The organism is Faecalicatena faecalis, from assembly GCF_012524165.2.
In the GTDB taxonomy this organism is placed as follows: Bacteria; Bacillota; Clostridia; order Lachnospirales; family Lachnospiraceae; genus Faecalicatena_A; species Faecalicatena_A faecalis.
In genome coordinates this window covers 23,504-47,253 of sequence record NZ_JABACJ020000031.1, presented here as the reverse complement: position 1 = coordinate 47,253, position 23,750 = coordinate 23,504, and the positions used below count along the sequence as shown (strand labels likewise).

The 23,750-nt window shown below is 43.4% G+C and carries 20 protein-coding genes; 1 reads left to right on the top strand and 19 read right to left on the bottom strand.

The genetic code is table 11. From position 1 onward, the window contains the following. Window positions 1–178 precede the first annotated feature (178 nt). Window positions 179–1,174, bottom strand: coding sequence for a sensor histidine kinase (locus HGO97_RS21325; RefSeq protein ID WP_216245049.1), 996 nt, complete (start codon window positions 1,172–1,174; stop codon window positions 179–181). Then, entirely contained in the window at window positions 1,171–1,836 is a 666-nt protein-coding gene (locus HGO97_RS21320; RefSeq protein WP_216245047.1) for a response regulator transcription factor, read from the bottom strand. The genes HGO97_RS21325 and HGO97_RS21320 overlap by 4 nt, the downstream gene beginning before the upstream one ends. Before the next feature lie 303 nt (window positions 1,837–2,139). Here HGO97_RS21320 and HGO97_RS21315 point away from each other — a divergent pair, with 303 nt between their 5' ends. Further along, the gene (locus tag HGO97_RS21315) at window positions 2,140–2,688 is read left to right on the top strand and encodes a P-loop NTPase family protein (RefSeq protein WP_216245045.1); all 549 of its coding nucleotides are present in this window, start codon (window positions 2,140–2,142) and stop codon (window positions 2,686–2,688) included. 34 nt (window positions 2,689–2,722) lie between these two features. Here the strand turns inward: HGO97_RS21315 and HGO97_RS21310 are convergent, their stop codons facing one another. From HGO97_RS21310 to HGO97_RS21230, 17 genes are all read right to left on the bottom strand, one after another. Further along, window positions 2,723–3,505 (bottom strand): DeoR/GlpR family DNA-binding transcription regulator, encoded by a 783-nt coding sequence (locus HGO97_RS21310; RefSeq protein ID WP_216245043.1) that lies wholly within the window; start codon window positions 3,503–3,505, stop codon window positions 2,723–2,725. 184 nt (window positions 3,506–3,689) lie between these two features. Further along, a complete protein-coding gene (locus HGO97_RS21305) occupies window positions 3,690–4,346 on the bottom strand; it encodes a class II aldolase/adducin family protein (RefSeq protein WP_216245042.1) in 657 nt (218 codons plus the stop codon). Window positions 4,347–4,357: 11 nt separating this feature from the next. Continuing rightward, a complete protein-coding gene (locus tag HGO97_RS21300; RefSeq protein ID WP_216245041.1) occupies window positions 4,358–5,890 on the bottom strand; it encodes an FGGY-family carbohydrate kinase in 1,533 nt (510 codons plus the stop codon). Then, window positions 5,890–6,888 (bottom strand): ABC transporter permease, encoded by a 999-nt coding sequence (locus HGO97_RS21295; RefSeq protein WP_216245040.1) that lies wholly within the window; start codon window positions 6,886–6,888, stop codon window positions 5,890–5,892. Before HGO97_RS21295 ends, HGO97_RS21300 begins: the two co-directional genes overlap by 1 nt. Further along, window positions 6,881–8,386: a sugar ABC transporter ATP-binding protein gene (locus tag HGO97_RS21290; protein WP_216245039.1), complete on the bottom strand. Its 1,506-nt coding sequence runs from the start codon at window positions 8,384–8,386 to the stop codon at window positions 6,881–6,883. Before HGO97_RS21290 ends, HGO97_RS21295 begins: the two co-directional genes overlap by 8 nt. Before the next feature lie 80 nt (window positions 8,387–8,466). Beyond that, window positions 8,467–9,483, bottom strand: a complete 1,017-nt coding sequence (locus HGO97_RS21285) for a substrate-binding domain-containing protein (RefSeq protein WP_216245038.1) — start codon at window positions 9,481–9,483, stop codon at window positions 8,467–8,469. A 369-nt stretch (window positions 9,484–9,852) separates the two neighbouring features. Then, on the bottom strand, window positions 9,853–12,477 hold the full coding sequence (locus tag HGO97_RS21280) for a DsrE/DsrF/DrsH-like family protein (RefSeq protein WP_216245037.1): 2,625 nt from the start codon (window positions 12,475–12,477) through the stop codon (window positions 9,853–9,855). A 149-nt stretch (window positions 12,478–12,626) separates the two neighbouring features. Then, window positions 12,627–13,664: an SIS domain-containing protein gene (locus HGO97_RS21275; RefSeq protein WP_216245036.1), complete on the bottom strand. Its 1,038-nt coding sequence runs from the start codon at window positions 13,662–13,664 to the stop codon at window positions 12,627–12,629. Between the two features lie 17 nt (window positions 13,665–13,681). After that, window positions 13,682–14,635, bottom strand: a complete 954-nt coding sequence (locus HGO97_RS21270; protein ID WP_216245034.1) for an N-acetylglucosamine kinase — start codon at window positions 14,633–14,635, stop codon at window positions 13,682–13,684. A 1-nt stretch (window position 14,636) separates the two neighbouring features. Next, window positions 14,637–15,845, bottom strand: coding sequence for an AGE family epimerase/isomerase (locus tag HGO97_RS21265; RefSeq protein WP_246597667.1), 1,209 nt, complete (start codon window positions 15,843–15,845; stop codon window positions 14,637–14,639). 13 nt (window positions 15,846–15,858) lie between these two features. Further along, window positions 15,859–17,013, bottom strand: a complete 1,155-nt coding sequence (locus HGO97_RS21260) for an ROK family transcriptional regulator (protein WP_216245031.1) — start codon at window positions 17,011–17,013, stop codon at window positions 15,859–15,861. 19 nt (window positions 17,014–17,032) lie between these two features. Further along, window positions 17,033–17,860, bottom strand: coding sequence for a carbohydrate ABC transporter permease (locus HGO97_RS21255; RefSeq protein ID WP_216245030.1), 828 nt, complete (start codon window positions 17,858–17,860; stop codon window positions 17,033–17,035). Window positions 17,861–17,865: 5 nt separating this feature from the next. Beyond that, on the bottom strand, window positions 17,866–18,732 hold the full coding sequence (locus HGO97_RS21250; protein WP_216245029.1) for a carbohydrate ABC transporter permease: 867 nt from the start codon (window positions 18,730–18,732) through the stop codon (window positions 17,866–17,868). 62 nt (window positions 18,733–18,794) lie between these two features. After that, window positions 18,795–20,126: an ABC transporter substrate-binding protein gene (locus HGO97_RS21245; protein WP_216245028.1), complete on the bottom strand. Its 1,332-nt coding sequence runs from the start codon at window positions 20,124–20,126 to the stop codon at window positions 18,795–18,797. 205 nt (window positions 20,127–20,331) lie between these two features. Beyond that, entirely contained in the window at window positions 20,332–21,243 is a 912-nt protein-coding gene (locus tag HGO97_RS21240) for a tocopherol cyclase family protein (protein ID WP_216245026.1), read from the bottom strand. Next, window positions 21,244–22,704: an FAD-dependent oxidoreductase gene (locus tag HGO97_RS21235; protein ID WP_216245024.1), complete on the bottom strand. Its 1,461-nt coding sequence runs from the start codon at window positions 22,702–22,704 to the stop codon at window positions 21,244–21,246. A 133-nt stretch (window positions 22,705–22,837) separates the two neighbouring features. After that, window positions 22,838–23,743 (bottom strand): DMT family transporter, encoded by a 906-nt coding sequence (locus HGO97_RS21230; protein ID WP_216245022.1) that lies wholly within the window; start codon window positions 23,741–23,743, stop codon window positions 22,838–22,840. Window positions 23,744–23,750 lie beyond the last annotated feature (7 nt).

Below are 23,750 nucleotides of genomic sequence, written 5' to 3'. Positions count from 1 at the left end.
TTTACTGCTGCCCTTTTCAATCAGGCCCATTAGCGGCTTTGGCTTCCTACTTTACAAAGCCTCATGATCCGCCGCTTTTACTGGTACAATAAAAGTGTAGCAAAAACGTCCTCAGAAATCCTTTCATTCGCGTAACAGTCCTCTTGCATTTCTAACACTTCTGCAACATTGCCTGCATCTATGGGTTCAGGTAGGACGCATTATCCCTAAAATAAAGTTCAAACCTTGTCCACGCTCCGGGCATTGAGTAGACCTCTATCTCAATTCCAAGTCTTTTCGCCGTCTCTCTGACGAAATAAAGCCCCATCCCAGTAGAACGATAATCTCCCGCCCGCATGTTGCTCCCGATGTATCCCCGCTCAAACAAATATGGAATCTCCCCTGGTTCAATTCCGATTCCATAATCCTGAACCTTGAGAACACTGAATCCGTCAGCAATCCTTTCTGCTGTAAACTCAAGCTTTGGCATCTCATCGCAATATTTCACGGCATTTCCAATCAGTTGATCTAAGATATAGACGAGCCACTTTTTATCACTGTATACAAAAAGCTCCACGCCTTCCTTCACAATCTGGAAATGTTCCTGTATCAGAAAGTAAGACTGATTGCGCAATGCCTGATTCACACATGCTTCCAGGCTCACCCGTTCGAACTTGATATCGTTTTCCATGTTTTTCAGCTTGTTTCCCATCATCATCGTATTCAGAAGAATCTGGATTCTTTCCATACAGTCCTGCATCTCCTTCTGGAGCCTTTGATCCTGATTCCTCTCATTCATCAACATCAAGGCTGATAGTGGAATCTTAACCTCATGGGACCATCTGGTAATATAATCCGTCATAATATCCGCTTCTTCTTTCAGAAAACGATTTTCCTGCCGATATTCTGTCTCAATCTGCTCTAAAACATCCGCTGCTTGTTTTCCCAAAAGCTGCTCCATTCGCTCCTTTTGGGACCTGACCTCTACATTCAGAAGAGTGGGAATTCTTTTCCACCTTCGATAATCCCAAGCCATATGCAAAACTACCACTGCCAGAAGAAGGAGATCCAGATAGATCAGATCCTGTGGAAACACACTGCTGGCACACAAGATTCCCAGATACAGGTTCACAAAACAAAGAAGAAGCACGATGACTAAAATGTGCTTTCCACGCTCTTTCCAATATTGTCTCATTCGATATAATACCCCATTCCCTTTTTCGTCACGATTACATCCTGTCCGCCTGTTATTCCATCGAGCTTTGCGCGCAGTCTGGAGACCAGCACAGTCAATGAGGCGTCCGTCACAAACTCATCCGTATTCCAAAGCTGCTGCATCAGCTTTTCACGGCTTACAATACATCCTCGCTTTGCCAGAAGCGTTGACATGATCTTACTTTCTGATCTCGTCAGCTCCACCGATTTCCCTTGACATACAAACATACCGTTTTCATAGTACATACCGTCTTTCAGATACTCTCGGTCATTGGCCTTATATTCGTAAGCTCTGCGAAGCATTGCCCGGATTTTCAACAGAAGCAGCTCTGGATCGAACGGTTTTTCCACATAATCATCCCCTCCGGCTGCCATTGCCATCACTTTATCCGCATTCTGTTCACGGCTGGAAAGAAATAGAACAGGCACGTTCGATACCTTACGTATCTGCTCACACCAATAAAATCCATCAAAATAAGGAAGATTGATATCCATCAACACAAAATCCGGCTGATATAAAGCGAACTCCTCCCTAATCTCCTGAAACTGTTTGGCACAGAAGGCCTCAAATCCCCACCGCCTGCATAAAAGAACCAGCTCATTTGCCAAAGTCTGGTCATCCTCCACAATCAAAATCCGCATCCTTGTCACCTCTATTTCATATACTCAAAGCAGAACGTCACAGTCCGCTTTATTACTTTCTTAAGGCCTCATAGAAGCATCACCGCTTTTCAAGTTTTGGCCCCTGACTTTATTGTAACATACCTTTCAGAAAAACAGAGTTACATTGCAAAATTGTAAGAATGGAAATCACAGGAATTGTCTCAAAAAGAAATGTTTGAAAAAAAGTTTACAGAGAGTATTGCCTTCCGCGCGTAGGCACGATATAATACCCCAGGAAAAACACATCAGAAAGGCTGGGCTTTTGATAGAGGAGGAAGATATATGGCAGATCATGTAATTCATATTTATGGCGGTTCTGGTTCCGGAACTACAACTTTGGCAAAATACATCAGTGAAAAGGCCGGGTATTTCCTTATGGATACAGATCATTATTACTGGCTGCCTGCAGATATCCCGTATACCCTAAAGAGAAGTATTCCAGAAAGACTTGAACTAATGAAAAAGGATATCGTGGAACATGATAAGGTGGTAATCTCTGGCTCACTTGTCGGCTGGGGAGATGAATTAATTCCTTTCTTTACCCTTGCCATAAGGCTTGTAACAGATACGGATGTACGAATTGCAAGGCTAAGGAAAAGAGAAAGAGAACACTTTGGTTCACGGATTGATCCCAGCGGAGATATGTATAAAAATTATCTTGAATTCATTGAATGGGCCTCTGCCTATGATACTGGAGGTGTAGAAATGAGAAGTAAGGCCATGCACGACGAATGGCAGAAACTTCTTAAATGTAGACAGATTACATTGGACGGAAACAATAGTAAGGAATATAATTTTAATGTCATAATAAAAGAATCTATAAGAATATAAAAAACCAGCCTGAATCAGACTGGTTTTCTCAGCTTTAATAAAGAACTTTTACCCTATTTTCTGAAAAACATTCCAGATATTCCGTCTCCAGCTTTCCGTCTGTGATAACAATATCCGGCATAGAAAGTTCCCCGATACTTATAAATGTAGGTTTTCCGAACTTGGACGTATCTGCAACAATGATTAGTTCTTGTGTAATATTCTTGATTCGGTCATATACCCTTAATTCCGCATCATTGCTCACTGTGAATCCACCTTTGAAATCTATACCGCTGACACCCATAAATGCCTTGGATATAAAAATATTTTCCAGAGAGCGCAGCAGCATATCTCCGGCTAAGAACATATGCTGATGAATCAGGCTTCCGCCAGTAACCACCACCTTGGATTTAGGATTCTGTGCCAGTACGGCAGCTACGCACAGATTGTTGGTCAGAACATTCAGATTGTCCTTTGCCACTAACTCCTTAGCCACAAAGTAGCAGGTGCTCCCCTGCCCAATGAATATCCATTCACCCTCCTGTACCAGTCCCGCTGCCAGCTTCCCGATACGCTCCTTATGTTCATCGTATTTAAGGTACTCTCCAAAGAGCATTTCCTGAATCTGATTCTGACCCTTATCTGATATTTCTTTTTTTGGAACTAATGAGGCTCCCCCATGGGTTCTGTACAACACGCCCTTGTTTTCTAACTGCTCCAAATCTATTCGGATGGTAACTTCCGATACTCCCAATGCCTTACTTAAGGCTTTTACTGATATCTTCTTTTCATCCTGAAGCATTTCTGTTATCTTATTCTGTCTCTCTGCTTTTATCATGAAACATGCCCTGCTATTCTATTTCTATTTTTATTATAATTTCTATGAGCAACAAGCCGGACAGGCATATCTGCATGTCCGTCTGGCTTGCGTTTATTATAGCACAGACTCCTAATAATGGGAAGACTTGCCATTATTTTGCCCCTTAGCTACTGTCTGTGTATCGTTCAACCAGAATAATGGTTTATGTATTCTCCTTACCATACTGATACAAATACCGATTCCGCTCGGAGCTGATGAAGGGTTCGGGGATTGGGCAAAACCTGTCCGGCCTGGAAACGGACAGATAAATCTGACACACTTTTTCTATAATCTCGGCAGTCAGTACCGCTTCTTCTATGTCCCGCCCACAGGACACCGGACCGTGGTTTTTCAAAAGTACGCCATTTTTATTACCGATAGCTGCTGCAGCTGCTTCACCAAGTCTTGCATGTTCCTTTGCAGGAACATAGACTTGTGTGACCGGAATACTACCGCCAAGAAGCTGGGACATCTCCTCCACAAGGCAGGGGACTGCCTCTATTTCCATGGCAGATGCAGCCATCGCGTATGGTGTATGTGCATGTACGATTGCATAGATGTCCTCACGATTCTGATAAATTTGCCTGTGAACCTCCTTTTCCGAGCTGGGGGGATGAATCCCCTCCGTTACTTTTCCATCAATGTCTATGATTGTCAGGTCTTCCGGCTTCATGATATTATAACAAATTCTGCTGGGAGTTATGATGATAACATCTCCACATCGAATACTGACATTTCCCCACGTACCAGGGAAATATCCCGCCTTTTGCAGCTTTAGACAGGTTTCAATAATTTTATTCCGTTCTTTTTCATATGTCATACAATCTCGACCTACCTTTCTTTGATCAGCTCTGCCCTGGTTTTCCAGGTCGGCATCACCCCCTGGCAAGTCTGCCGATATAATTCATAATACTTCTGATACTTATTATGGTTCTCCTGATTGGGGATATAGATTTTATCCGGTTCTACCGTCTTTTCCACGGCCTTTTCGTAGCTTTGATAAATGCCCTGCACTACCATATTGTGTATTATGACTCCTTTTGCCCCCAATTCATCCCCTTTTACAGTGATTATTTTTGTTCCCAGAACATCAGCAAACATCTGACACCATACGGCACTATTGGCACCACCTCCACAGACCGTCACCTGTGCGATTGTCTGCGGCATATGCCTGTAGCAGTCCAGCATGGCAAATGCGACGCCTTCATAGGTAGCTCTTACGATGTCCGCAAGGGTATGACGAACGCTGATTCCCGTATAGGATGCTCTTGCCTTTGCATCCGTGAAAGGCGCCCGTTCTCCACCTGCCAGCAGATACGGATGGTACATTAAGCCTCTTGATCCAATGGGAACCTCACTGATTAATTCTTCCATATAACTGTAGACATCCTGATTCCGGGCGGCCGCATCTTCCTTCACCTGCCTGCCCAGCGTATTGAGCATCCATTCCAGATTCGGTGTCCCCGCCAGGGATGCCATGAGGCGCAGCCAACGCCCCCTCGCAGCATGTGTTACCGTCATCCCTGCCCTGATATTGTCTTTTAAGGGTTCACCAATGACCATTTCATGAAGTGCCGCAGTACCGATAATCGAACAGCAGTGTCCCTCTTCTATCACACCACTTCCCAGTGCACAGGCACTGACATCCATCGGACCTGAGGTGATTAGCACATCAACAGGCATCCTAAGTTCTTCCGCCAGTCCTTTTTGTATAGGAAATGCATTTTCTTTTCCCTCTTTAATAGGGGGATACTTCTCCATATACTTTTCAATCCCACAGAGCCTAAATGCCTCAGGCAAATATTCCCCTGTCTTTTGGTCAATACAGATCAAAGACTGGTCTGTAGCATCTGTCGTTACCTGTCCGGTAAACTGATAAAAAAGATAATCTTTTAAATGTAGAAAATATTTACTCTTTGCTACACTTTCTGGTTCATATTTTTCCATCCAGCGCACAATCCCGTTTTGATTTCCAGTAAAAATCCGGGTTCCCGTCAGATCAAACAAACGGTCACAGGTTCCATCTAAAACCCACTGATCTACGAATTCAGCGGCTCTCCCATCACAGAAGCAGCAGCCGTTGCGCACAGGTTTTATTTCTTCATCCACCATCCAAAGTCCATCTCCCTGAGCGGTGATCCCGATGCCTGTCACCTTCTTGTCAGGAAAACGAACGGCAACTTCCCGGACACATTCCTTACATTTCTCCCATATCTCCCCCATATCTTCTTCGTACTGATCCTCTTCCGGAAAAATCCCCTGAAGCGCCCTTGCTGCTTTTCCTATCTCATTTCCTTCCGAGTCAAATAATACAGCCTTGATACTTGTTGTTCCTGAATCAATGCCAATAAAATATTGTTCCATTATGATTCCCCCTTCCCAGCCTGCTGTAAACGTTCTGGATTTCCTTTGCGGATTTTTTTCCTGCCGCGTATGATAGTAACTAAAGATGGTAATGCAATTGCGGCTACAATGACGATTCCGTTGACCGCCTCCTGCCAGTATACGTTTACCCCAAATAATACAATGACATTGGAAATTACACTGATGATCGCTGCGCCTAAAAGTGCTCCCAGCGGGCTTCCCACACCTCCTGTAAGAAGAATTCCTCCAATAACACAGGCAGCGATAGAATTCATCGGCCAGTTATTGCCGATTGATGCCTGGGCAGAACCAAGGCGCGCCACATATAGAATTCCGGCAAGTGCTGATATGAATCCTACGATTGCAAATAGCATAATTCGAATAAACTCCACTCGGATTCCCATGATCCGGCTTGCCTCCCGGCTGTTTCCAATTGCATAAATGTAACGCCCTGTCTTAGTTTTCTTCACAAGGAACAAAATGACAGCCAATATTACCAGCATAAAGAGAAAAGGCATGGGAATTCCGGCTATATTGCCTTTTCCCAGAAAACTGACGGACGGGGATATATCTGTAATTGCTTTTCCCTTTGTTAATACCAGTGTAATGCCGCCGTAAAGAGACTGCATTCCGATTGTTGCAACCATGGAATTTAAACGCAGCTTTGCCACTAACAGCCCGTTCATGATTCCAAGAATTGTCCCGGCCAAAAGCCCGATCAAAAATGCAAGAAAAGGATTGCACTTAAGTACAGACATCAATAATCCGCTGAGCACTCCTGACAAAGTTGCGATCTTCCCTACAGAAAGATCCAGTTCCCCGATCAGTAACAAAAGCGACTGTGCAACTGCAATCATTCCAATGAATGCCAAGTCTCTCATGACCGACTGCAGATTGAATAAAGTCAGAAAATGCGGCGAAAAAATAGTGGCTGTGACCATCAGCAAAATCAAGACACCTGCAGTTAACGTAATATTATTTTTCAGTAATTTATTCATTCACTTCTTCCCCCTCTGTCTTAGAATCCAAGCCTAAAATGGAACTCAAAACGGCTTCTTTATCTGTGCCGGCCCAAAATTCTCCGGTCACACGTCCCTGATGCATACAGATAATACGGTTCGCACATTTTTTTATCTCATCCAGTTCACTGGATATCAGGATGATACCAATGCCCTGCTGTGCCAGCTTTTTCATCAGACGGTAGATTTCCGTTTTCGTACCAATATCAATTCCTTTTGTCGGTTCATCAAATATCAAAATCCTGGGCTTCGCACTCATGGAGCGTCCGATAATTGCCTTTTGCTGGTTGCCTCCACTTAAAAACTTAATTTCCTTTTCAATATCAGGTGTTTTTATGTCATAATCATCTATCACCTTGTCTGCCAGATTTTGTTCCTTCGTTTTTGAAAGACCGAACTTTCCACCGAGTTCTTTCAGGGCACTGACTGAAATGTTCTCCCTGACACTTAAATTCGCCAGAATCCCCTGTGCTCTGCGCTCCTCAGGAATATATAAAAGTCCTTTCCTAACAGAATAACTGGTGTCTCCCAGTTTCCAGGGACTGCCATAGTACGTGACACTTCCTTCATAAACAGGAAGATATCCTAAGATTCCCTGCATTACTTCACTGCGCCCGGCTCCTACCAAGCCGGCAAATCCTAATATCTCCCCTTTCCTGAGACAAAAGCTTACGTTCTGGAACATATCACCTGTCAGGTCCTTTACATCCAGAACCACTTCTTCACCCACATGATCGGGTGAGTATGATTCTGCTTCGTCCATTGATTTACCTGTCATCTGCTTTACGACCCAGGGAATATCCACCTGATTCAAGGGTGCGTGCGAAACTTTTTTCCCATTGCAGAAAACTGTAATCACATCTCCTATCTCAAATATCTCATCCAGTTTGTGTGAAATAAAGATAATTGCTTTGTTCTGATTTCTAAGTGTGTGAATAATATCGAAAAGTTTTTCTGTATCCTTCGTGGTCAGGCTTGTGGTGGGTTCATCCAGCATCAGAACATCACAGCCTTCCAACGCGGTAGCCCGGGCAATCTGTAAAAGCTGTTGCTTAGAAACAGGTATGTCCCTTACAAGAGATTCCGGCGATACTCCTATGTCCAGCTTTTCAAGAAGCGGACGTGCCCTTTCTTCCACCTTTGACTTATGTACAAGACCATGCGTTCCAGACCTTTCATATGGGATAAACAGATTCTCCGCTACGCTCATATCCATGAACAAATCAATTTCCTGCGGTACATACGCAATTTTCTGGAATAACTTTTTATTTTTTAATGCCGATTCTCCTCCGATGAATACCTCACCTTCCTCTGGTGTGTACACACCTGTCAGGCACTTGATCAATGTACTTTTCCCGGCTCCGTTCTCGCCCATGATACAATGGACTTCTCCCTGACGAAAAGTGACATCTACAGAATCCAACGCTTTTACACCTGGAAAAACTTTCGTAATATGCTTTGCTTCTAATATATCCATGTGTCCACCTTCCCCGCTTAGAATGCTGCTTACGATTCGGGCGGCATAACCCCCGTCATGCCGCCCTATAGCAGTATACTTTATTTCTTCGTTCCGTCTCCTACAATTTGAATCCATTCGTCTACGTTTTCTTTGTCAATGTATAGAATTCCAGTATCTACAAATTCCGGGATGTCCTGTCCCATCGTCATCTGCCACAGCATCAATATTGCCATAGAGCCTTGCATCTGAGGCATTGTAGAATAAGAACAAACCATTGTCCCATTTTTGATGTACTGCAAAATCTGTGCAAGATTTTCTGCTCCTACAAAAGTAATGTCTCCTTTTTTGCCCGCTTCCTCGATAGCTGCTGAGATGCCGATTGGTGCTGCCCCGTCCACACATAAATACCCATCCAGATCCGGGTTCGCTGCGATAACTGCTGCTGCCTGCTGTTGTGCCGTCTGAACATCATCACTGGATGCTCCACCATCTATAATTTCGATTCCAGGATATTTCTTGAGCACTTCCATATGGCCTTCATATCTTTCAATATGGGTCGGTGCAGTGGTAACACCGTGCATTACTGCTACCTTACCTTTTTCTCCCAGCAGTTCTACCAGCTTTTCTGCCTCCAGCATGGCCTGCTGTTTAAAATTATTACCTACTGAAGACAGCCCGGAACCTTCCACTACTGCATCGAATAGCATGACCGGAATGCCCATGGATTGTATCTCTTCAATAACGGTCTTGCTGCCCTCATAATCAATAGGATCGATTGCGATACCATCTGGTTTTGTAGCTGCAGCCTGCTCTAAAATCGTATTCTGTTCCGTGACATCAGCAGTAGACGGAGCACGGTAATCCGCATTTACCTTTACCCCCAATTGCTCACTCAGAACATCGGCCTGAGATACGGCACCTTGATTCACTGCATCAAACCATTCATGCACACATTTCGGAATAATGACATAGTTTAATTCTTTTTTTGAGGTGTCCTTTGTCTGGGTCTCACTTTGCTTCGCAGTCTTGTCAGACTCTGTGTTCTCTGTAGAGCAGGCCACAAGTCCAAATACCATTGCCGCTGTTAACAAAATAGCCGTTAATTTCTTTTTCATAAGAAATCCTCCTTTTTCTTTTGAATTGAAAGTTATATCCTTTCACTTCGCTTTTGTTTCCATAAATGTATCACATATATTTTCGTTTGTCAAGTATAATGGTTTCATATTATTTTATTTTAAAATAATATATATTTCGTTTCGAAACTTTTTTTTATGAATACTATAATGCTGAATCTCTTCATTCAAACCAAAATAACATACACTCACAAAAAATGAACGTTATCCAAATCTGATTATCCTGCTTATCCTCCCTTGAAGATAATTTTAAACTGTATAATAAAAACAGGACACATACCCTTTTATGGGCATATGTCCTGCTTCAATTATTGGAATTATTATTTAGTTGTATTCTTTTTTCATGAACCACTACACAAACAGATTCACATTGGATTCCTCTGCGTCGCCCAGATAGGAGGCCACCCCGGCAAATTCTACACCGTCGATCAGTTCCTCTTTTGTAATTCCCATGATGTCCATAGACATCGTACATGCCACCAGCCTGATGCCGCTTTTCCTGGCATACTGCATCAGAGATTCCAGGGAATCTACATTCTTATCTTTCATCACTTTCTTCATCATAGCAGTTCCCATTCCTGCCATATTCATCTTGGACAGTTTCAGCTTCCTGCTGCCCTTCGGCATCATCGCACCGAACATTTTTTCCATGAATGGCTTCTTGACAGATGGTCCGTCTGATTTTCGAAGAGCGTTCAAGCCCCAGAAAGTGAAGAACATCGTGACCGGACGCCCCATGGCTGCTGCACCATTGGCGATAATGAACGAAGCCAGCACTTTATCCAGGTCACCACTGAATACAATGATAGTCTTCCCTTGTGGAAGTTCCGTAGACATTTGGTTTCCCTGTGTGCCACAGACTTGTGTCCCCTTTTGGTTCATCTCTCCCACACCGCAGCATGATACATTTTCTGCATCATTCCTAACACCTCCTGCTGTGCAGCAGTCTGAACCTTTTCGGATATAAACGATATTCTCCTTGTCAACACGTTCTGTCCGTACTAATGTATTTCCCGTCCTACGGCACCAGGAGCCAATATCCGCGGCAAATCCCATATCCGTAGCACATACCTTCAAAACCTCATTTTCCTTCATCTCTGAGATAGCTTCATGAACCTTCATAATTGGTCCTGGACACTGCAGTCCGCAACAATCCAATACTCTCAGTTCTTTATCCGATATCGCTCCCTCTTTCCACATCTTTTCCTGACCGGCTTCTGACGGTTCTTCCTCTTTCTGCTTTTGAGCAGACTGTGCCCCGTCTTCCGGCTTGTCGCCGCTGTGAAATACATCCGCATCTTCCCAGTGCATAGATTTATAAAATGCGGTACCGCCTGCCAGTACTGCAACGTTCCCAAATCCATTCTGGCTCAAGATCCTTGCCGCATTATAAGAACGCACGCCGATTGCACAGTATGGGATGATCAGTTTTTCCCTGTCCAGCTCCTCCATACGTTCACGGAGCTTTCCAAGTGGAATATGGTAAGAGCCCGGGATGGAATATACCATTCGTTCCATTTCCTCTGTCACATCAAGTATGGTATATGTTTCCTTTTTCTCCGGGTCCGCAAGCATGGCCTCCAGCTCATCACATTCCATAAATCTGACCATCTGGCGCAGAATATTCTCTGCAGTAAAGCCCAGCATATTTACCGGGTCCTTAGCAGAAGAAAATGGCGGTGCATAGGCAAGTTCCAACTCCTCCAGATCATAGATCGTTCCATTCAGGCGCATAACTGTGGCTAGAGTATCGATCCGCTTATCCACGCCATCCTGCCCCACGACCTGACCGCCGAAAATCTTCCCGTCCTTGTCGAACAGCATTTTCAGAGTCAGCGGCACTGCCCCTGGATAATAACCTGCATGAGACTTCTGATTGATCAGAGCAATAAAATAATCCTGATTCTTCACCTTTCCCAATGTCTTTAGCTGCTTCTCATTGAGTCCCACACTTGCCGCATGAAGGTCAAATACCTTTGCCACAGACGTCCCCAGAGTTCCGTTATACGTCTTCTGGTCCCCTGCAAGGTGATCCGCCAAAATACGTGCCTGCTTATTGGCCGGCCCTGCAAGGGGAATCATCGTTTTCTCCTTCGTCACAAAATGATCGACTTCAATCACATCTCCCACTGCATAAACATCTGGAAGTGAGGTCCTGAAATACGCATCCACCTGGATGCCGCCCCTCTTGTTCAGCGTCGCCCCCGCCTGTGCGGCCAATTCACTGTTGGGACGCACACCAATGGAAAGAATCACCATATCTGTCTCAACAACAGCTCCACTGGTCAATTCCAGTCTGGTCTTTCCTTCTGCCTGATGAAATTCCTTTACACCATCTCCAAGAATAAGTTCAATTCCATTCATCCGCAGATTTTCATGGAGAAGATTGGCCATATCTGCATCTAATGGTGCCATGACCTGATTCTGCATCTCGATCACTGCCACATCAAGCCCCTGCTCATGAAGATTCTCTGCCATCTCAAGTCCGATAAAACCGCCCCCGATTACAGCCGCGCGTCTCGGCTTTTTCTCTGTAATATAAGACTTGATCCGATCCGTATCCGGCACAGACCACAGGGTAAAAATATTTTCCCCGTCAATCCCCGGAATTGGCGGTTTCACAGGAGAAGATCCGGTCGCCAGTACAAGGTTATCATAGGATTCTCTGTAGATTTCGCCTGTTTTTAGATTTTTCACCTCAACCGCCTTTTCCTCGGGCAAAATCCTCGTCACTTCACTCATGATCCTCACATCGATATCAAACTTTGCCTTCATCGCCTCCGGCGTCTGAAGTAAGAGCGCATCCCTGCTCTTGATCACGTCTCCTATATAATATGGAAGGCCGCAGTTCGCATAGGAAATATATCCACCTCTTTCCAGCATTACAATCTGCATATTTTCATCTCGTCTGCGCAGTCTCGCAGCAGTTGTTGCACCTCCTGCAACACCTCCGATAATTACCGTCTTCTTTGCCATATGTCCCTCTCCCTTTCTGTCCAGTTTCATAGATATAGGCTGGTATCTCAGGATCATCCTGACAATTCATACCAGCCTTATATCGCAATTTCTTTATGATTATATCGTTTATGGAAGAAGAGTTCTGTAACAAAGTCACTTAGAAGCAATTAAAGTACAATATAGGGGTCCAGTCCCTCTGGCAAATCTGGGTTACATCCTTTTACAATTGCTTTTTCATAGGCTAACATCTGAATGATGCCGATAAACACAATTCCCCATGTCTCGAACCTTACACTTTCGCCTGCAAAGATGTGCAAGTCAGAACCATAAATATTGTTTTTATCGCAGGAGACCGTGATGATTTTACCGCCTTTTGCTTTTAGATCTTCCAGGAACCCTTTCTGTAGTTCCTTATTTCCCGGTTTTATCAAGACAAGATTCATGGTCTTGCAATCATTCAGAACCATTGGGCCATGTCTATAATCCAAAACATTTGAGTAACGTCCGGGTATTCTGGCGATTTCTGTAAATGCCAGCGCCCCCTCTTCCGCGATACCACATGGTATCCCATCGGAAAGTGTGACCGCATTATTCCACTCCAGCTCTGCAAGAGCAGCAAGTTTTGGCCGATATGTCTTTTTCATCAGTTCATTTTCTTCTATCGTAATCCGCAAGTTATAAACAAGATCCATATCGCCGCCATAAAAGCCCGCCATCATCAAAACTGCTGCATATAAATTGGTTACTGTTCTTGTCTGACAGACACTCTTATCATAACACCAGTCCATGGTCAATTCCAAATCACTGAACTTCGACACATCATTTTCTTTTAGCATGGAAATACTCACAACCGGACATCCATAATTATCTTTGATAAACTCCACTGCCCTCACAATCTCTGTCGTCATTCCTGAACGTGACAATGTGATAACAATACTGTCCTTGACAAATGCAGCATAGAGATCTCTATTAATCAAAAAATCCCCGCCAGCCACTGCAATTGCAGATGTATCTTCATATCTGGAGAAAGCTCTTTGAGCCGATTTTGCTAACATGTAACTAGAGCCGCATCCTAAGATAGTGAACTTCCTTTTCGGATATTCAGAAAAAAATTGTTCAATCCTTGGCTTCTCCTGCATAAAATATGTAAATGTCTCTTTCAAAGCTTCATGCTGCGCCATAATTTCATTTTCTGTATAAAACATCCTTATCCTCCCTCTAATTATTCACCCTGACCGTCTAAATTGTCTATGATATCCTCCGCCGCAGAAAATGTTTTTCCCCAATGGCTGGCAGCCAGAAGCACAGCTCCCTGTACCGGTGAAAATCGTGGCTTTTGAAATCTGATTTTTTTCCCTGCAAGCTTTTCTTGAAACGGATGTAGAATCAAATCTCCCGCATGGAATAGACCTCCTGAATAGGAAACAGAAACAGTCCCTTCAAATGCCAGCTTATCATACACTGCACTTACAATCAGTGCCAGTTCACTAGCCGCCTCTTTATACAGATTCTTTGCGGCTTCATCACCTTCCATTGCTGCTTTTAGTAATATTTTCTGTAAATCGGCAACTTTTGTTCTATTATTTCTCAATGTATTTTCAAAAATATCAATCAGATCCATGTCACTCTCTAATAGAAAATATTCTCTGATAAGAGTGAAAAGGCTGCCCTTCTCTGCCCTGCCGTCGCTCTCCTTTGAAAACAGTTCCAATGTCTTTTTGCCAAGCCAAAAACAGGAACCTTCATCTGAGAACGCATCGCTCCATCCGCCAGACCGGGCCCACTTTCCATCTTCTTTTCTTCCATATGCAATCGATCCCGTCCCTGCGACCAGATTGATCCCCGGAGATAATGCAAGAGAACCTGCCCACCCTGCGGCACTGTCATTCACGACCCAGATCGGATGGGAGCTGATCTCGTCCAAATGTTTGGTAAAGAATGCATCATTCGCCCTTGACTCTCCCCAGTTCGGAAAAGCAAGACAAATCCCCACCTCATCCTCAAGCCCCTCTGTCATACTGTGAATGATATCCTTGAGCAGCCTGATACACGCCGTCATTCCTATCTGTCTATATGAAATCGTACCACTTCTTTTTTGAGACACCAGTCCTCCTTTTTCATCTACCAAAAGGAATTCTGTCTTTGTACCGCCGCCATCTATCCCTAAAAAGTACATTTTATTCCTCCAGCTCGTTAAATGCTTCCCAGACAAAAACTAATGCTCTTACAAGATGAAATGCACACTTCCAGGGTGTTCCTTTGTCACTGTTCTTCACACGTCCATCATATTCAAGACGCTCATACCATTCTCCATACTGGACATCGTAAAAATTCTTTCTGCAATAATCACTCTGCTCTAAAAATTCCTGCAGATAGAATTCATCCCCTGAACACTGATATGCAATTGCATATGCTGCGAGTGCCTCAGCATTCGGCCACCAGACCTTTTCATCCCACAAAGAGTTAGTCTCTTTAAACCAGTCGATTGGCGTTGGAATGTTGCCAAGGGCATCTGCGTAAGATATGATCCCGCCATGCACCTTATCCTTGCCTACCCGGTTCGCCCATCTGACCAGCTCGATTCCCCGTTCTACAATCGCTTCATCAGCCAGCATTTTACCAGCCTTCATACAGAACCATGCCGATTCATGCATATGACCTGGGTTCACAAATCTACCTTTGTCCGTTTCCAGATCGATTTTATTATCTCGTGTCACAGCCTCAAAAATCACCTGATACTCATCTCGTGCAAACCAATTTTCAATCTTATCCACGCACTCCCTTAATAACCTCTGCGTTCTTTCAATCCCCAATACTTCCGCGCACGTCTCTGTTGTAGCAAGACATGTAAGATACATATCATGCCAGATAAACTTAGGACTCCATGTGTTTTCGTATATCTCTTTGAACTCAGGATTGAACATATTTTGCTCCATTACATCAAAACATGTATTCAGCAGTTCCAGTCCTACACGGTCTCTCTCTCCTTCCATCTTCAAATACTCTGCAATTCCATGAAGAATATGAAAATCAGAGAAAATAGAAACCGTCCCGCTCAATACTCTGCCTTTTCTGTCCAGCATATAATTCCAGCGGCCATTACCGGCATAGACATGCTTTACCAAAAATTCATATCCATGCCTTGCATTGAAAAGCCACTCTTCTTTTTGCTCCACCTTATTATAAAGTAGTGAATACACATACAATTGTCGTCCCTGAAACCAACCATACTTATTATCATCCGTCAGATTTCCCTCCCTGTCAAAGCAGGTCAGATATCCACCGTATTCTTTATCTATACACCTTGCATCCCAGAAAGGCATTACTTCTTCCTGTATATGTTCTTTATAACAGGATGCAATCCCGCCCTTCACTTTATGTTCCATATCATCCTCCATTTTATGACTTCCATAGCATTACGATCTGCTCCTCTGCATAATCCAGTGCAACTTTAATTCCACCAATTACAGGTGCATTCACTCCCAGCTTAGAAACTACCACCTCAGGAACAAAAGGACATATTTTTTCCAGAATACCCTTTATTTCTAAAATATTATTTTGAGTAAATGCCTCCGACATTCCTCCTAAAATCACGACTTCCGAATTCAGCATCAGGACCGTATTCGCAATCACAATCGCAATCTTGCGAATGATCTGTTTCACAATTGCTTCCGCCTTTAAGTCACCCTCGGCAGCAAGTTTCTCAAGCATGATCAGATCCAGATTCTCTTGACTGTTATATTCCTTTAGGTTCTTATCACAAATGTCCCTCTCGAACCGTCCCGGACATACAAATCCTTCTGTCAAGTCATCCTCCGGTCCGATATAATATCCAAGCTCTCCCGCTGCCATATTATTTCCTTTTAACAGATATCCGTCTACAATTGCCCTGGCAGCAAATCCATCTCCATATTTGATATATATAATATTCTGCTGGTCCTTTCCGTCCCCTTTTTCTCTTTCTCCCATTAAGGCCAGTTCAACATCATTCACGATAATTGCTTTTACTTGATATTTGTTGTAAATATATTCCTCCAGATTTACATCCTTCCAGTCATCCAGATACGCAGAAAACAAATCATTCAGATCCTTTTGTCCTGTAAGAGCCGGAACACCAATAGCTATCGCAATGATTTCCACATCATTATACTTATCCTCTATCAATCGATCGATCACATACTCTAACTGGGTAAGAATCCCCTCTGCTCCATGATCCATTGAAATATCCTTTTCTTCCCAATAGAGCACATTTCCATATAAATCAGCGATTCCACCGCGTACCTTTTTGGGCATCAGCTCTACAGAGATCACATAATAAAGATCTCCTTTGTAACTCAATTGTCTTGGTTTACGTCCCAGACTTGTGTCATCACAGCCTGTTTCATAAATAATCCCATTTTCAATAAGTGCCGCTACATTATTACTCACAGCCGGTGCACTTAAGTGTAGCCGCTTGGATATCTCCTGCCTGGAAATTCCGTCATTATTCTTAATTGTATGTAAGATAGAGAGTTTATTCCTATCCCCTATATCTGTCGGATTATAAACCTTCAATGCACATCCTCCTTTACTCCTACTCTTTTACAGAACCTGCCAGCATTCCTTCTACCAGGTACTTCTGTGCGAAGATATATATAATTACAATTGGAACTGTCGCAATAACCAGCCCGGCCATAATAACCGGTATATTTAATGTGAAACGTCCTTTAAAGAGCGTAATTCCGACCATCAATGTCCGCAGGCTTTCCTTTTGCAGAAAAACCAGAGAAATCAGCAGTTCATTCCAGACCCAGACAATGTTGACCAGCGAAGAAGTAATCAGGGCCGGAACCGACAACGGAACCATAACGAATAACAATGCCTTTTTCGAATTACACCCGTCAATCTTAGCGGCATCCAGAAGGGAGTCAGGAACCGTTTTCATAAAATTCCTCATTAAATAAATCGTCATTGGCAGCATAATACCTACATATATTAATATAACAGATATGCGGGTATTTACTAACCCCATTATTTTTATAATTCTGAATTGCGGGATGATCATTGCTACCGGAGGCACCGACATCAACGGGACAATCATTCCAAATAGTAATTCCCTGCCCCTGAACTTCATCTTGGCAAATGCATACCCAGCCAGCAGTGCAACAATTCCCGTGAAAAATGCTGCCGCTGCTGTCAATATCAAACTATTCAAAAACCATTGACCAAAAGGCTTCCCCTGAAAAGCATCTATATAATTTTGCATTGTAAATGCCTTCGGAATCCCAATCATATTATTGACATACTCTTCATGCGTCTTAAATGAGTTTACAGTCATGAAATACAACGGAAATATGATCACGATCACCAAACTGATCATTAGCACCTGTGATGTAATTCCTCTGCCTCTTTTTCGCTTCATATTCATCAATCCTCTTTTCTCATCACAACTTGATGCACTGCAATCAAAATACTTGCCAGAATCAGCAATATGACACTAATTGCCATTGCAATGTTGAAATCACCGCCTCCAAATGACTTTTTATAAATCAGATATTCTAATACAAGTGTCTTGTTCCCAGGCCCGCCTGCAGTCATGACGTAAATGAAATTGAACACCCAGCTGAGCATTTCAATCAACGTAATAATGACATAAAATTCTATGATTGTTTTTGTCTGTGGAATCGTAATATGCATGAACTTCTGAAACCAGGTAGCGCCATCCACATCGGCCGACTCATATAAGGATCGGTCAATAGACATCATCCTAGCCAAAAATAAAACAACGCCAAAACCAATCTGCTTCCAGATAATTACTACAGCCACACTGGGGAACGCAAGCTTCGGGTCTCCTAACCAATCCAGTGCCATGTTTTCCAGTCCTGCTGCTCTTAATATGGAATTAAAAACCCCGTTATATTGCAGCAAATATGAAAACACGATTCCAACTACAGGGATTGCCAATATATATGGAATAAAAATAACACTACGATAAAACCTCCAGCCTCTGATTTTATTATATAATACAGAAGCGATTGCAAGGGAGATCACCGTAAGAATCGGAACACATAAAAATAACTTCAGGTTATTCTTTATGGCAATCCACAACAATTCATCTTTCACAGCCAATTTATAATTTCTAAGACCGACGAAGACATTCTCATCCGCTATTGTTGTATAAAAGCTCTGAACGATTACATATATAATAGGTACTACGATCACAAGCAGTAAAATAATAAATGTAGGCAGAATATATACATATGGACTGATATTTTTTACTTTTCTTTTTTTCATATTTATCCATTCCTTTTAATATCAAGGGAATGAGCTAATCATTCCCCTGATATCCAGAATCACTATTCTTCTACGCTCCAGTCCAAGAAAGCTTCATGCACTTCTGGATTCTGCTCAATACATTTATCCAGTGCATCTCCCAATTCCTTCGCAGCTTTTGCAGCCGGCAGGTCCTCTGAGAACATTTTTTGAACCGTAGGAATCAGTCCATCTGACTCGAACATTGGCGCAAAGTATAATTGATAACAGAAATTGGTATCTTCTTTCTGCCATTGAAGTACATTTTTATCAATCTCACTGGTTACCCATTCTTCTTTAAAATTAAGATTTGGCATCATAACATTTGCCATCTCATACAAACACTTAATGTTATCCTCCTCTTGAAGGAATAGCAGGAAATCCGCCGCCTCTTCTTTGTGGACAGCACTTTTTGGAATGACATACACCTGGCTCGGCGTTGCAACAGAAGCTGCCAGTTTTCCGGTTCCATATACAGGTGCCTTTGCAAATCCTATCTTGTCTGCTCCCATTGATTTCTCCAAAGATACGGCATATGCCTGTGTATGTAATGTCATTGCAGCCTTTCCACTCTCTATGAGCTGTTGCCCTTGATAGAGATCCAAGGATAAAATATCATCATTGATATAACCTGCATCCTTTAATTCCACGATTTTATCCAGCCACTCTGAATACTTTTGATCTGTAAAATCCTCTTCTCCGCTCATTAAATTAATCATGTCATTTACACTATCCAGATTCTGCTGTCCTAGAAAGATCCCGATCCACGCTGGAAGATATCCATCCTTCAATCCCATCCCCAGAGGTGTGATTCCTGCATCTTTCAATTTCTTACAGCAATCCATGAATTCATCCCAAGTCGTAAATGGATTTTCTGGATCTACTCCTGCCTTTTCCATCGCAGTCTTGTCATACGCAATTCCATATGTAAATCCATATGCCGGAATTCCCCACTGTTTCCCGTTCCAGTTCGTTTCTGCAAGAGATGCCTTCGGAATGACAGACAGCTCTTCCTCGGAAATATAGTCACTCAAGGGAGCAACATTCCCTTTCCATACATCTTCCATTGCCTGCGTCCCACCCCACATGTACTGAATGTCCGGGCCTTCTCCGGCTGCCTCTGCTGTGCGGAATGCAGAGTAAAGATTATCACTTTCCTGAAGCACAGCTTCCACTTTGACATCCTTATTCTTCTCTTCATAACGTTTGACCATCTCTTCCATATAAGCCTTGTACCCAGGAGCCTCCTGTTCCCCCCAGTACCAGACCGTCAGGGTCTTTTCTCCGTCCGAAGAACTCGAATCGTTACTTTTGTTACAGCCTGTTAACAACGATACCGATAAAACTAAAGCAAACACCACAGAAAACTTTTTCATAACCTTCTCCTTTCTATATTTAACGTTGTTAATTAATATAATTAAATAATATCATAAATTATATATTTGTCAATCAAATTCGTTTCTTTTTATGATATAGAAAATTTCAAAGAAGTTTTCTACTAAAAAACGGTATGGCAAAACTTACCACACCGTTTTATAGTCAGTCATGAAATATCTGTTTCCTATATTTTTCCCAAGAACTTTACATCCCCAACTCTTCCTCATAAGATCCCCGGTCAGATATCACATCGAACACATTGACTCTCCCCATCCAGAATTGATACCTCACAAGACATGCAGGGCTTTCCTTTATCAAACGTTTCATGTTCCCTTCCTGCGGAGCATGCAGTTGAAAGCTGTGATTGCTTTGTCTTGTCACCTTTACCATCATGATTCCCTGTGTTATCGTCACGGTCCCTGGTCCGTATTCTTTTATCCTGGCTCCATAATAAGTTCCCAACCGAAACTCCCGGCCTTTATAATGAATTGCACAGATACAGCCAGGCAGGTGCAGGCCCAGTACGGGTACATCCGCCGCAGATACCATAATACTATTTTTTTCCTCTATCCCAAAGACGCACTGGCTCCAGATATAAGTATCCGGAAAAGAACTTCCCCAATCCGTCTCTATATATCCCCGTCCGCCCGTAAAATTAATGTTTTCCTCTCGGATATTTTTACCGCTGACTTTAAGACTCCCACTTAGATCATGTGACATACTGATGATTCCATGATGACACTGCAGAAAAGGAATCCATCGGAAAAATCCCATGATGTCGCCCTTGATCTTGTGGAACTTCGTGTACCGGATGCGGCCTTGTACTGATATTTCCGCACTTTCTATCTGAACTTTCATTCCCTTTTCCGAAAAAACATTTTCGCCAATCTTCACGCAGAATTGTCTTCTGTTGATCCTGCACAGTTCGATCGGATATGTGAAATACCATGCCCCCTCATCTGTCACAACTTGAATGGAAGCGGACCAACTGCCTTTTTGGTCTGCATGTACCGCAGGAATGAAGGCAATCGTTTTCCCCTCATTCTGATGTTTTAAATACCAGCCTTCAAAATAAGGATACTTTTTTCCAATTCCATGAAAATATTGCTGCTGCATCTACTTGCCCTCCTTCTTGCGGCATAAAATGTCTTCCTGCGCCGGTTCATCCAGATGACGCCCCCGATAGTCGAAGCGCGAACCATGGCAGGGACAGTCCCAGCTTTTCTCATGTGCATTCCATTCCAATTGACATCCCAAATGCGGACAGTGCGCCGATACCGCGTAAGTCTCGCCCGTCTCAGATTTATAGACCCCGTATTTGTGCCCTTCATGCTCCACCACTGCGCCCTCACCTGCATGGACCTGTTCCAGTTTTTCCTGGGGAATCCACACGGCGCGTTTCAAAAGTCCTGCAGCAGCATGTCCGCTATCTTTGATAAAATTCCCAGCAGATGCCTGTACATTATATCGAAGCGGTGAAAAAACCTCTGCATAAGGATTTTCCCTTTTACAGATCAAGTCCGTTAAAATCATGGCAGACACCATGGAACTGGTCATTCCCCATTTTCCAAATCCAGTTGCTACATACCAATTCGGACGGGAATGGCTGAATTGCCCAATGTAAGGAATATGATCCAGTGTCATGCAGTCCTGTGCGGACCATCTCGCGGTCTCTACACAATCCGGCCAATAGGATTCCGCCATGTGCGCCAGATATTCATATGGATCTCCCGTCGGTGCTTTTCCGGTACGGTGCCCTCCGCCCCCGACCAGTAATACCTCTCCTGCGCTTCGGTAAGATAATGCATCCGAATCGATACCGTAATACATGCCTTCCATCATATCCGCATGTTTTACTGACACGACATAGCTGCGTTCCTGATGCATCCGCATAAAATAATATCCCGGAACATTTAAGAAGGGATAATGGCAGGCAAAAATAATCTGCTTTGCATGTACCTCCCCCTGATCCGTGATTACCACATTTTCTTTTACATCCTTCACTTTTGTGTTCTCGTAAATTTGCAGTCCTGCAGCCATTTTATATAAAAACTTTAATGGATGGAATCTGCCCTGGTCCTTGAACTTCAAAGCCAGCTTCACGGGACACGGAAGTTCTGTCTTTTCTGTCAACTCAGCCGGAATCCCCAGCCTTTTTACCGCTTCATACTCCTCTCTGATTTTTCTCGTATGTCTGGCAGTGTATAAATAAGCAGGACAGTCCTTCCAGTCACAATCTATCTGGTATTTGTCCACCAAGATTTTATATCTGCGAATAGCCTCCTGATTCGCCGCCGCATATTGTCCTGCCTTCTCTTTCCCTACGCTCTCAATCAGCTTTCCATAAATCAGCCCATGTTGGGAGGTCACCTTTGCAGTTGTATTTTTCGTCTGACCGCTCCCAATGCGGGCGGCTTCCAGAATCACACAGTTTCTTCCCGCCTGCTCCAGGAAATGGGCTGTCAGAACACCTGCAAGCCCTCCGCCGATAATAGCAGTATCTGTCGTAATCGTTCCCTTCAACGTCTCCCTTCGTTCGGTAGACGTTGACAAACTCCAAATCGATTTATTCACCATATATGTTCACCTCATAAATAGGATTGACCGAGTTGGGAAACTTATACATAAAGCAGAGGGGTCAGAACCTTTTGCGCTCCGTTTTCAGAATAATCTGAACACGGATAACAAAAGGGTCTGACCCCATTTAACGTTATGCCATCATACTATTTAATACCATTCCAACCACAATAATCCCGATACCTGCTAATGCCATTCCATCCGGCATACCATCCTTCAAGATCAACACGCCCATCACCACGGTAAATATAACTTCTCCCGACTGGGTAGCTTCTACGACCGCCAGCTTTTTCGGATCATGCCGCATCAAATCTGTGGCGGCAAAGAATAGAACTGTAGCCACAACTCCCGCCAGCAAAGCAATAAGAAAAGACTGGAAACATTGGGAAGCTGTCGGCAGCCCCGCCTGTCTATAAGACCACACCGCACAGATTCCCCAGAACGGCATGGAACACAGTGTCATTCCAAATACACGCTGCACCGTGGTCAAGCCATCCCCTTCTGTCACCTGCATCATCTTCCGGTTTCCCAAAGGGTAGGAAAAGGCGGCGATTCCCATGGTGAGAATGAGCATCGGCCAGTCTGCCTGCACTCCCATTCGTATCTTAGATACCTGCATGACGAGAATTCCCGCTACGATCACGCAGGAACAAAGTAAATTTTTCACAGGAATCCTTTTTCCGAACAATGGTGTCAGAAGAACTCCCGCCACAATTGTGAACTGCCAGACCGCCGCAGTAAACCAACTTTCCCCGTAAATCGCAGCAGCGGAAAGCGGGGCATAGAAGAGTCCAAATCCAACCGTGCTCCACACAAACCACTTCACGGGTTTCTTTGAAATACTCTGAAATACCTTTCGAAATCCATTGCCCTTTATCAACAGCAGAGCCATCAAGGGTAAGGTAAATAAATATCTCAGAACTGCTGTCCATAAATAGTAACCGCCTTCTAAATTCATGCTTCTTATCAGAATAAAGTTAAATGCAAAAAAGAAGGCTCCTGTAATTCCAAATAAAATTGCTTTTGCAAAATCTTTCATATCTCTA

Excerpts from the sequence above, each read along its gene's own strand:
- HGO97_RS21275 (WP_216245036.1), bottom strand. The coding sequence starts at position 13,664 with ATGTTTTATACAGAAAATGAAATTATGGCGCAGCATGAAGCTTTGAAA.
- HGO97_RS21315 (WP_216245045.1), top strand. The coding sequence starts at position 2,140 with ATGGCAGATCATGTAATTCATATTTATGGCGGTTCTGGTTCCGGAACT.
- HGO97_RS21290 (WP_216245039.1), bottom strand. The coding sequence starts at position 8,386 with ATGGATATATTAGAAGCAAAGCATATTACGAAAGTTTTTCCAGGTGTA.
- HGO97_RS21255 (WP_216245030.1), bottom strand. The coding sequence starts at position 17,860 with ATGAAGCGAAAAAGAGGCAGAGGAATTACATCACAGGTGCTAATGATC.
- HGO97_RS21320 (WP_216245047.1), bottom strand. The coding sequence starts at position 1,836 with ATGCGGATTTTGATTGTGGAGGATGACCAGACTTTGGCAAATGAGCTG.
- HGO97_RS21245 (WP_216245028.1), bottom strand. The coding sequence starts at position 20,126 with ATGAAAAAGTTTTCTGTGGTGTTTGCTTTAGTTTTATCGGTATCGTTG.
- HGO97_RS21265 (WP_246597667.1), bottom strand. The coding sequence starts at position 15,845 with ATGGAACATAAAGTGAAGGGCGGGATTGCATCCTGTTATAAAGAACAT.
- HGO97_RS21295 (WP_216245040.1), bottom strand. The coding sequence starts at position 6,888 with ATGAATAAATTACTGAAAAATAATATTACGTTAACTGCAGGTGTCTTG.
- HGO97_RS21270 (WP_216245034.1), bottom strand. The coding sequence starts at position 14,635 with ATGTACTTTTTAGGGATAGATGGCGGCGGTACAAAGACAGAATTCCTT.
- HGO97_RS21300 (WP_216245041.1), bottom strand. The coding sequence starts at position 5,890 with ATGGAACAATATTTTATTGGCATTGATTCAGGAACAACAAGTATCAAG.
- HGO97_RS21305 (WP_216245042.1), bottom strand. The coding sequence starts at position 4,346 with ATGACATATGAAAAAGAACGGAATAAAATTATTGAAACCTGTCTAAAG.
- HGO97_RS21310 (WP_216245043.1), bottom strand. The coding sequence starts at position 3,505 with ATGATAAAAGCAGAGAGACAGAATAAGATAACAGAAATGCTTCAGGAT.
- HGO97_RS21230 (WP_216245022.1), bottom strand. The coding sequence starts at position 23,743 with ATGAAAGATTTTGCAAAAGCAATTTTATTTGGAATTACAGGAGCCTTC.
- HGO97_RS21240 (WP_216245026.1), bottom strand. The coding sequence starts at position 21,243 with ATGCAGCAGCAATATTTTCATGGAATTGGAAAAAAGTATCCTTATTTT.
- HGO97_RS21280 (WP_216245037.1), bottom strand. The coding sequence starts at position 12,477 with ATGGCAAAGAAGACGGTAATTATCGGAGGTGTTGCAGGAGGTGCAACA.
- HGO97_RS21235 (WP_216245024.1), bottom strand. The coding sequence starts at position 22,704 with ATGGTGAATAAATCGATTTGGAGTTTGTCAACGTCTACCGAACGAAGG.
- HGO97_RS21325 (WP_216245049.1), bottom strand. The coding sequence starts at position 1,174 with ATGAGACAATATTGGAAAGAGCGTGGAAAGCACATTTTAGTCATCGTG.
- HGO97_RS21285 (WP_216245038.1), bottom strand. The coding sequence starts at position 9,483 with ATGAAAAAGAAATTAACGGCTATTTTGTTAACAGCGGCAATGGTATTT.
- HGO97_RS21250 (WP_216245029.1), bottom strand. The coding sequence starts at position 18,732 with ATGAAAAAAAGAAAAGTAAAAAATATCAGTCCATATGTATATATTCTG.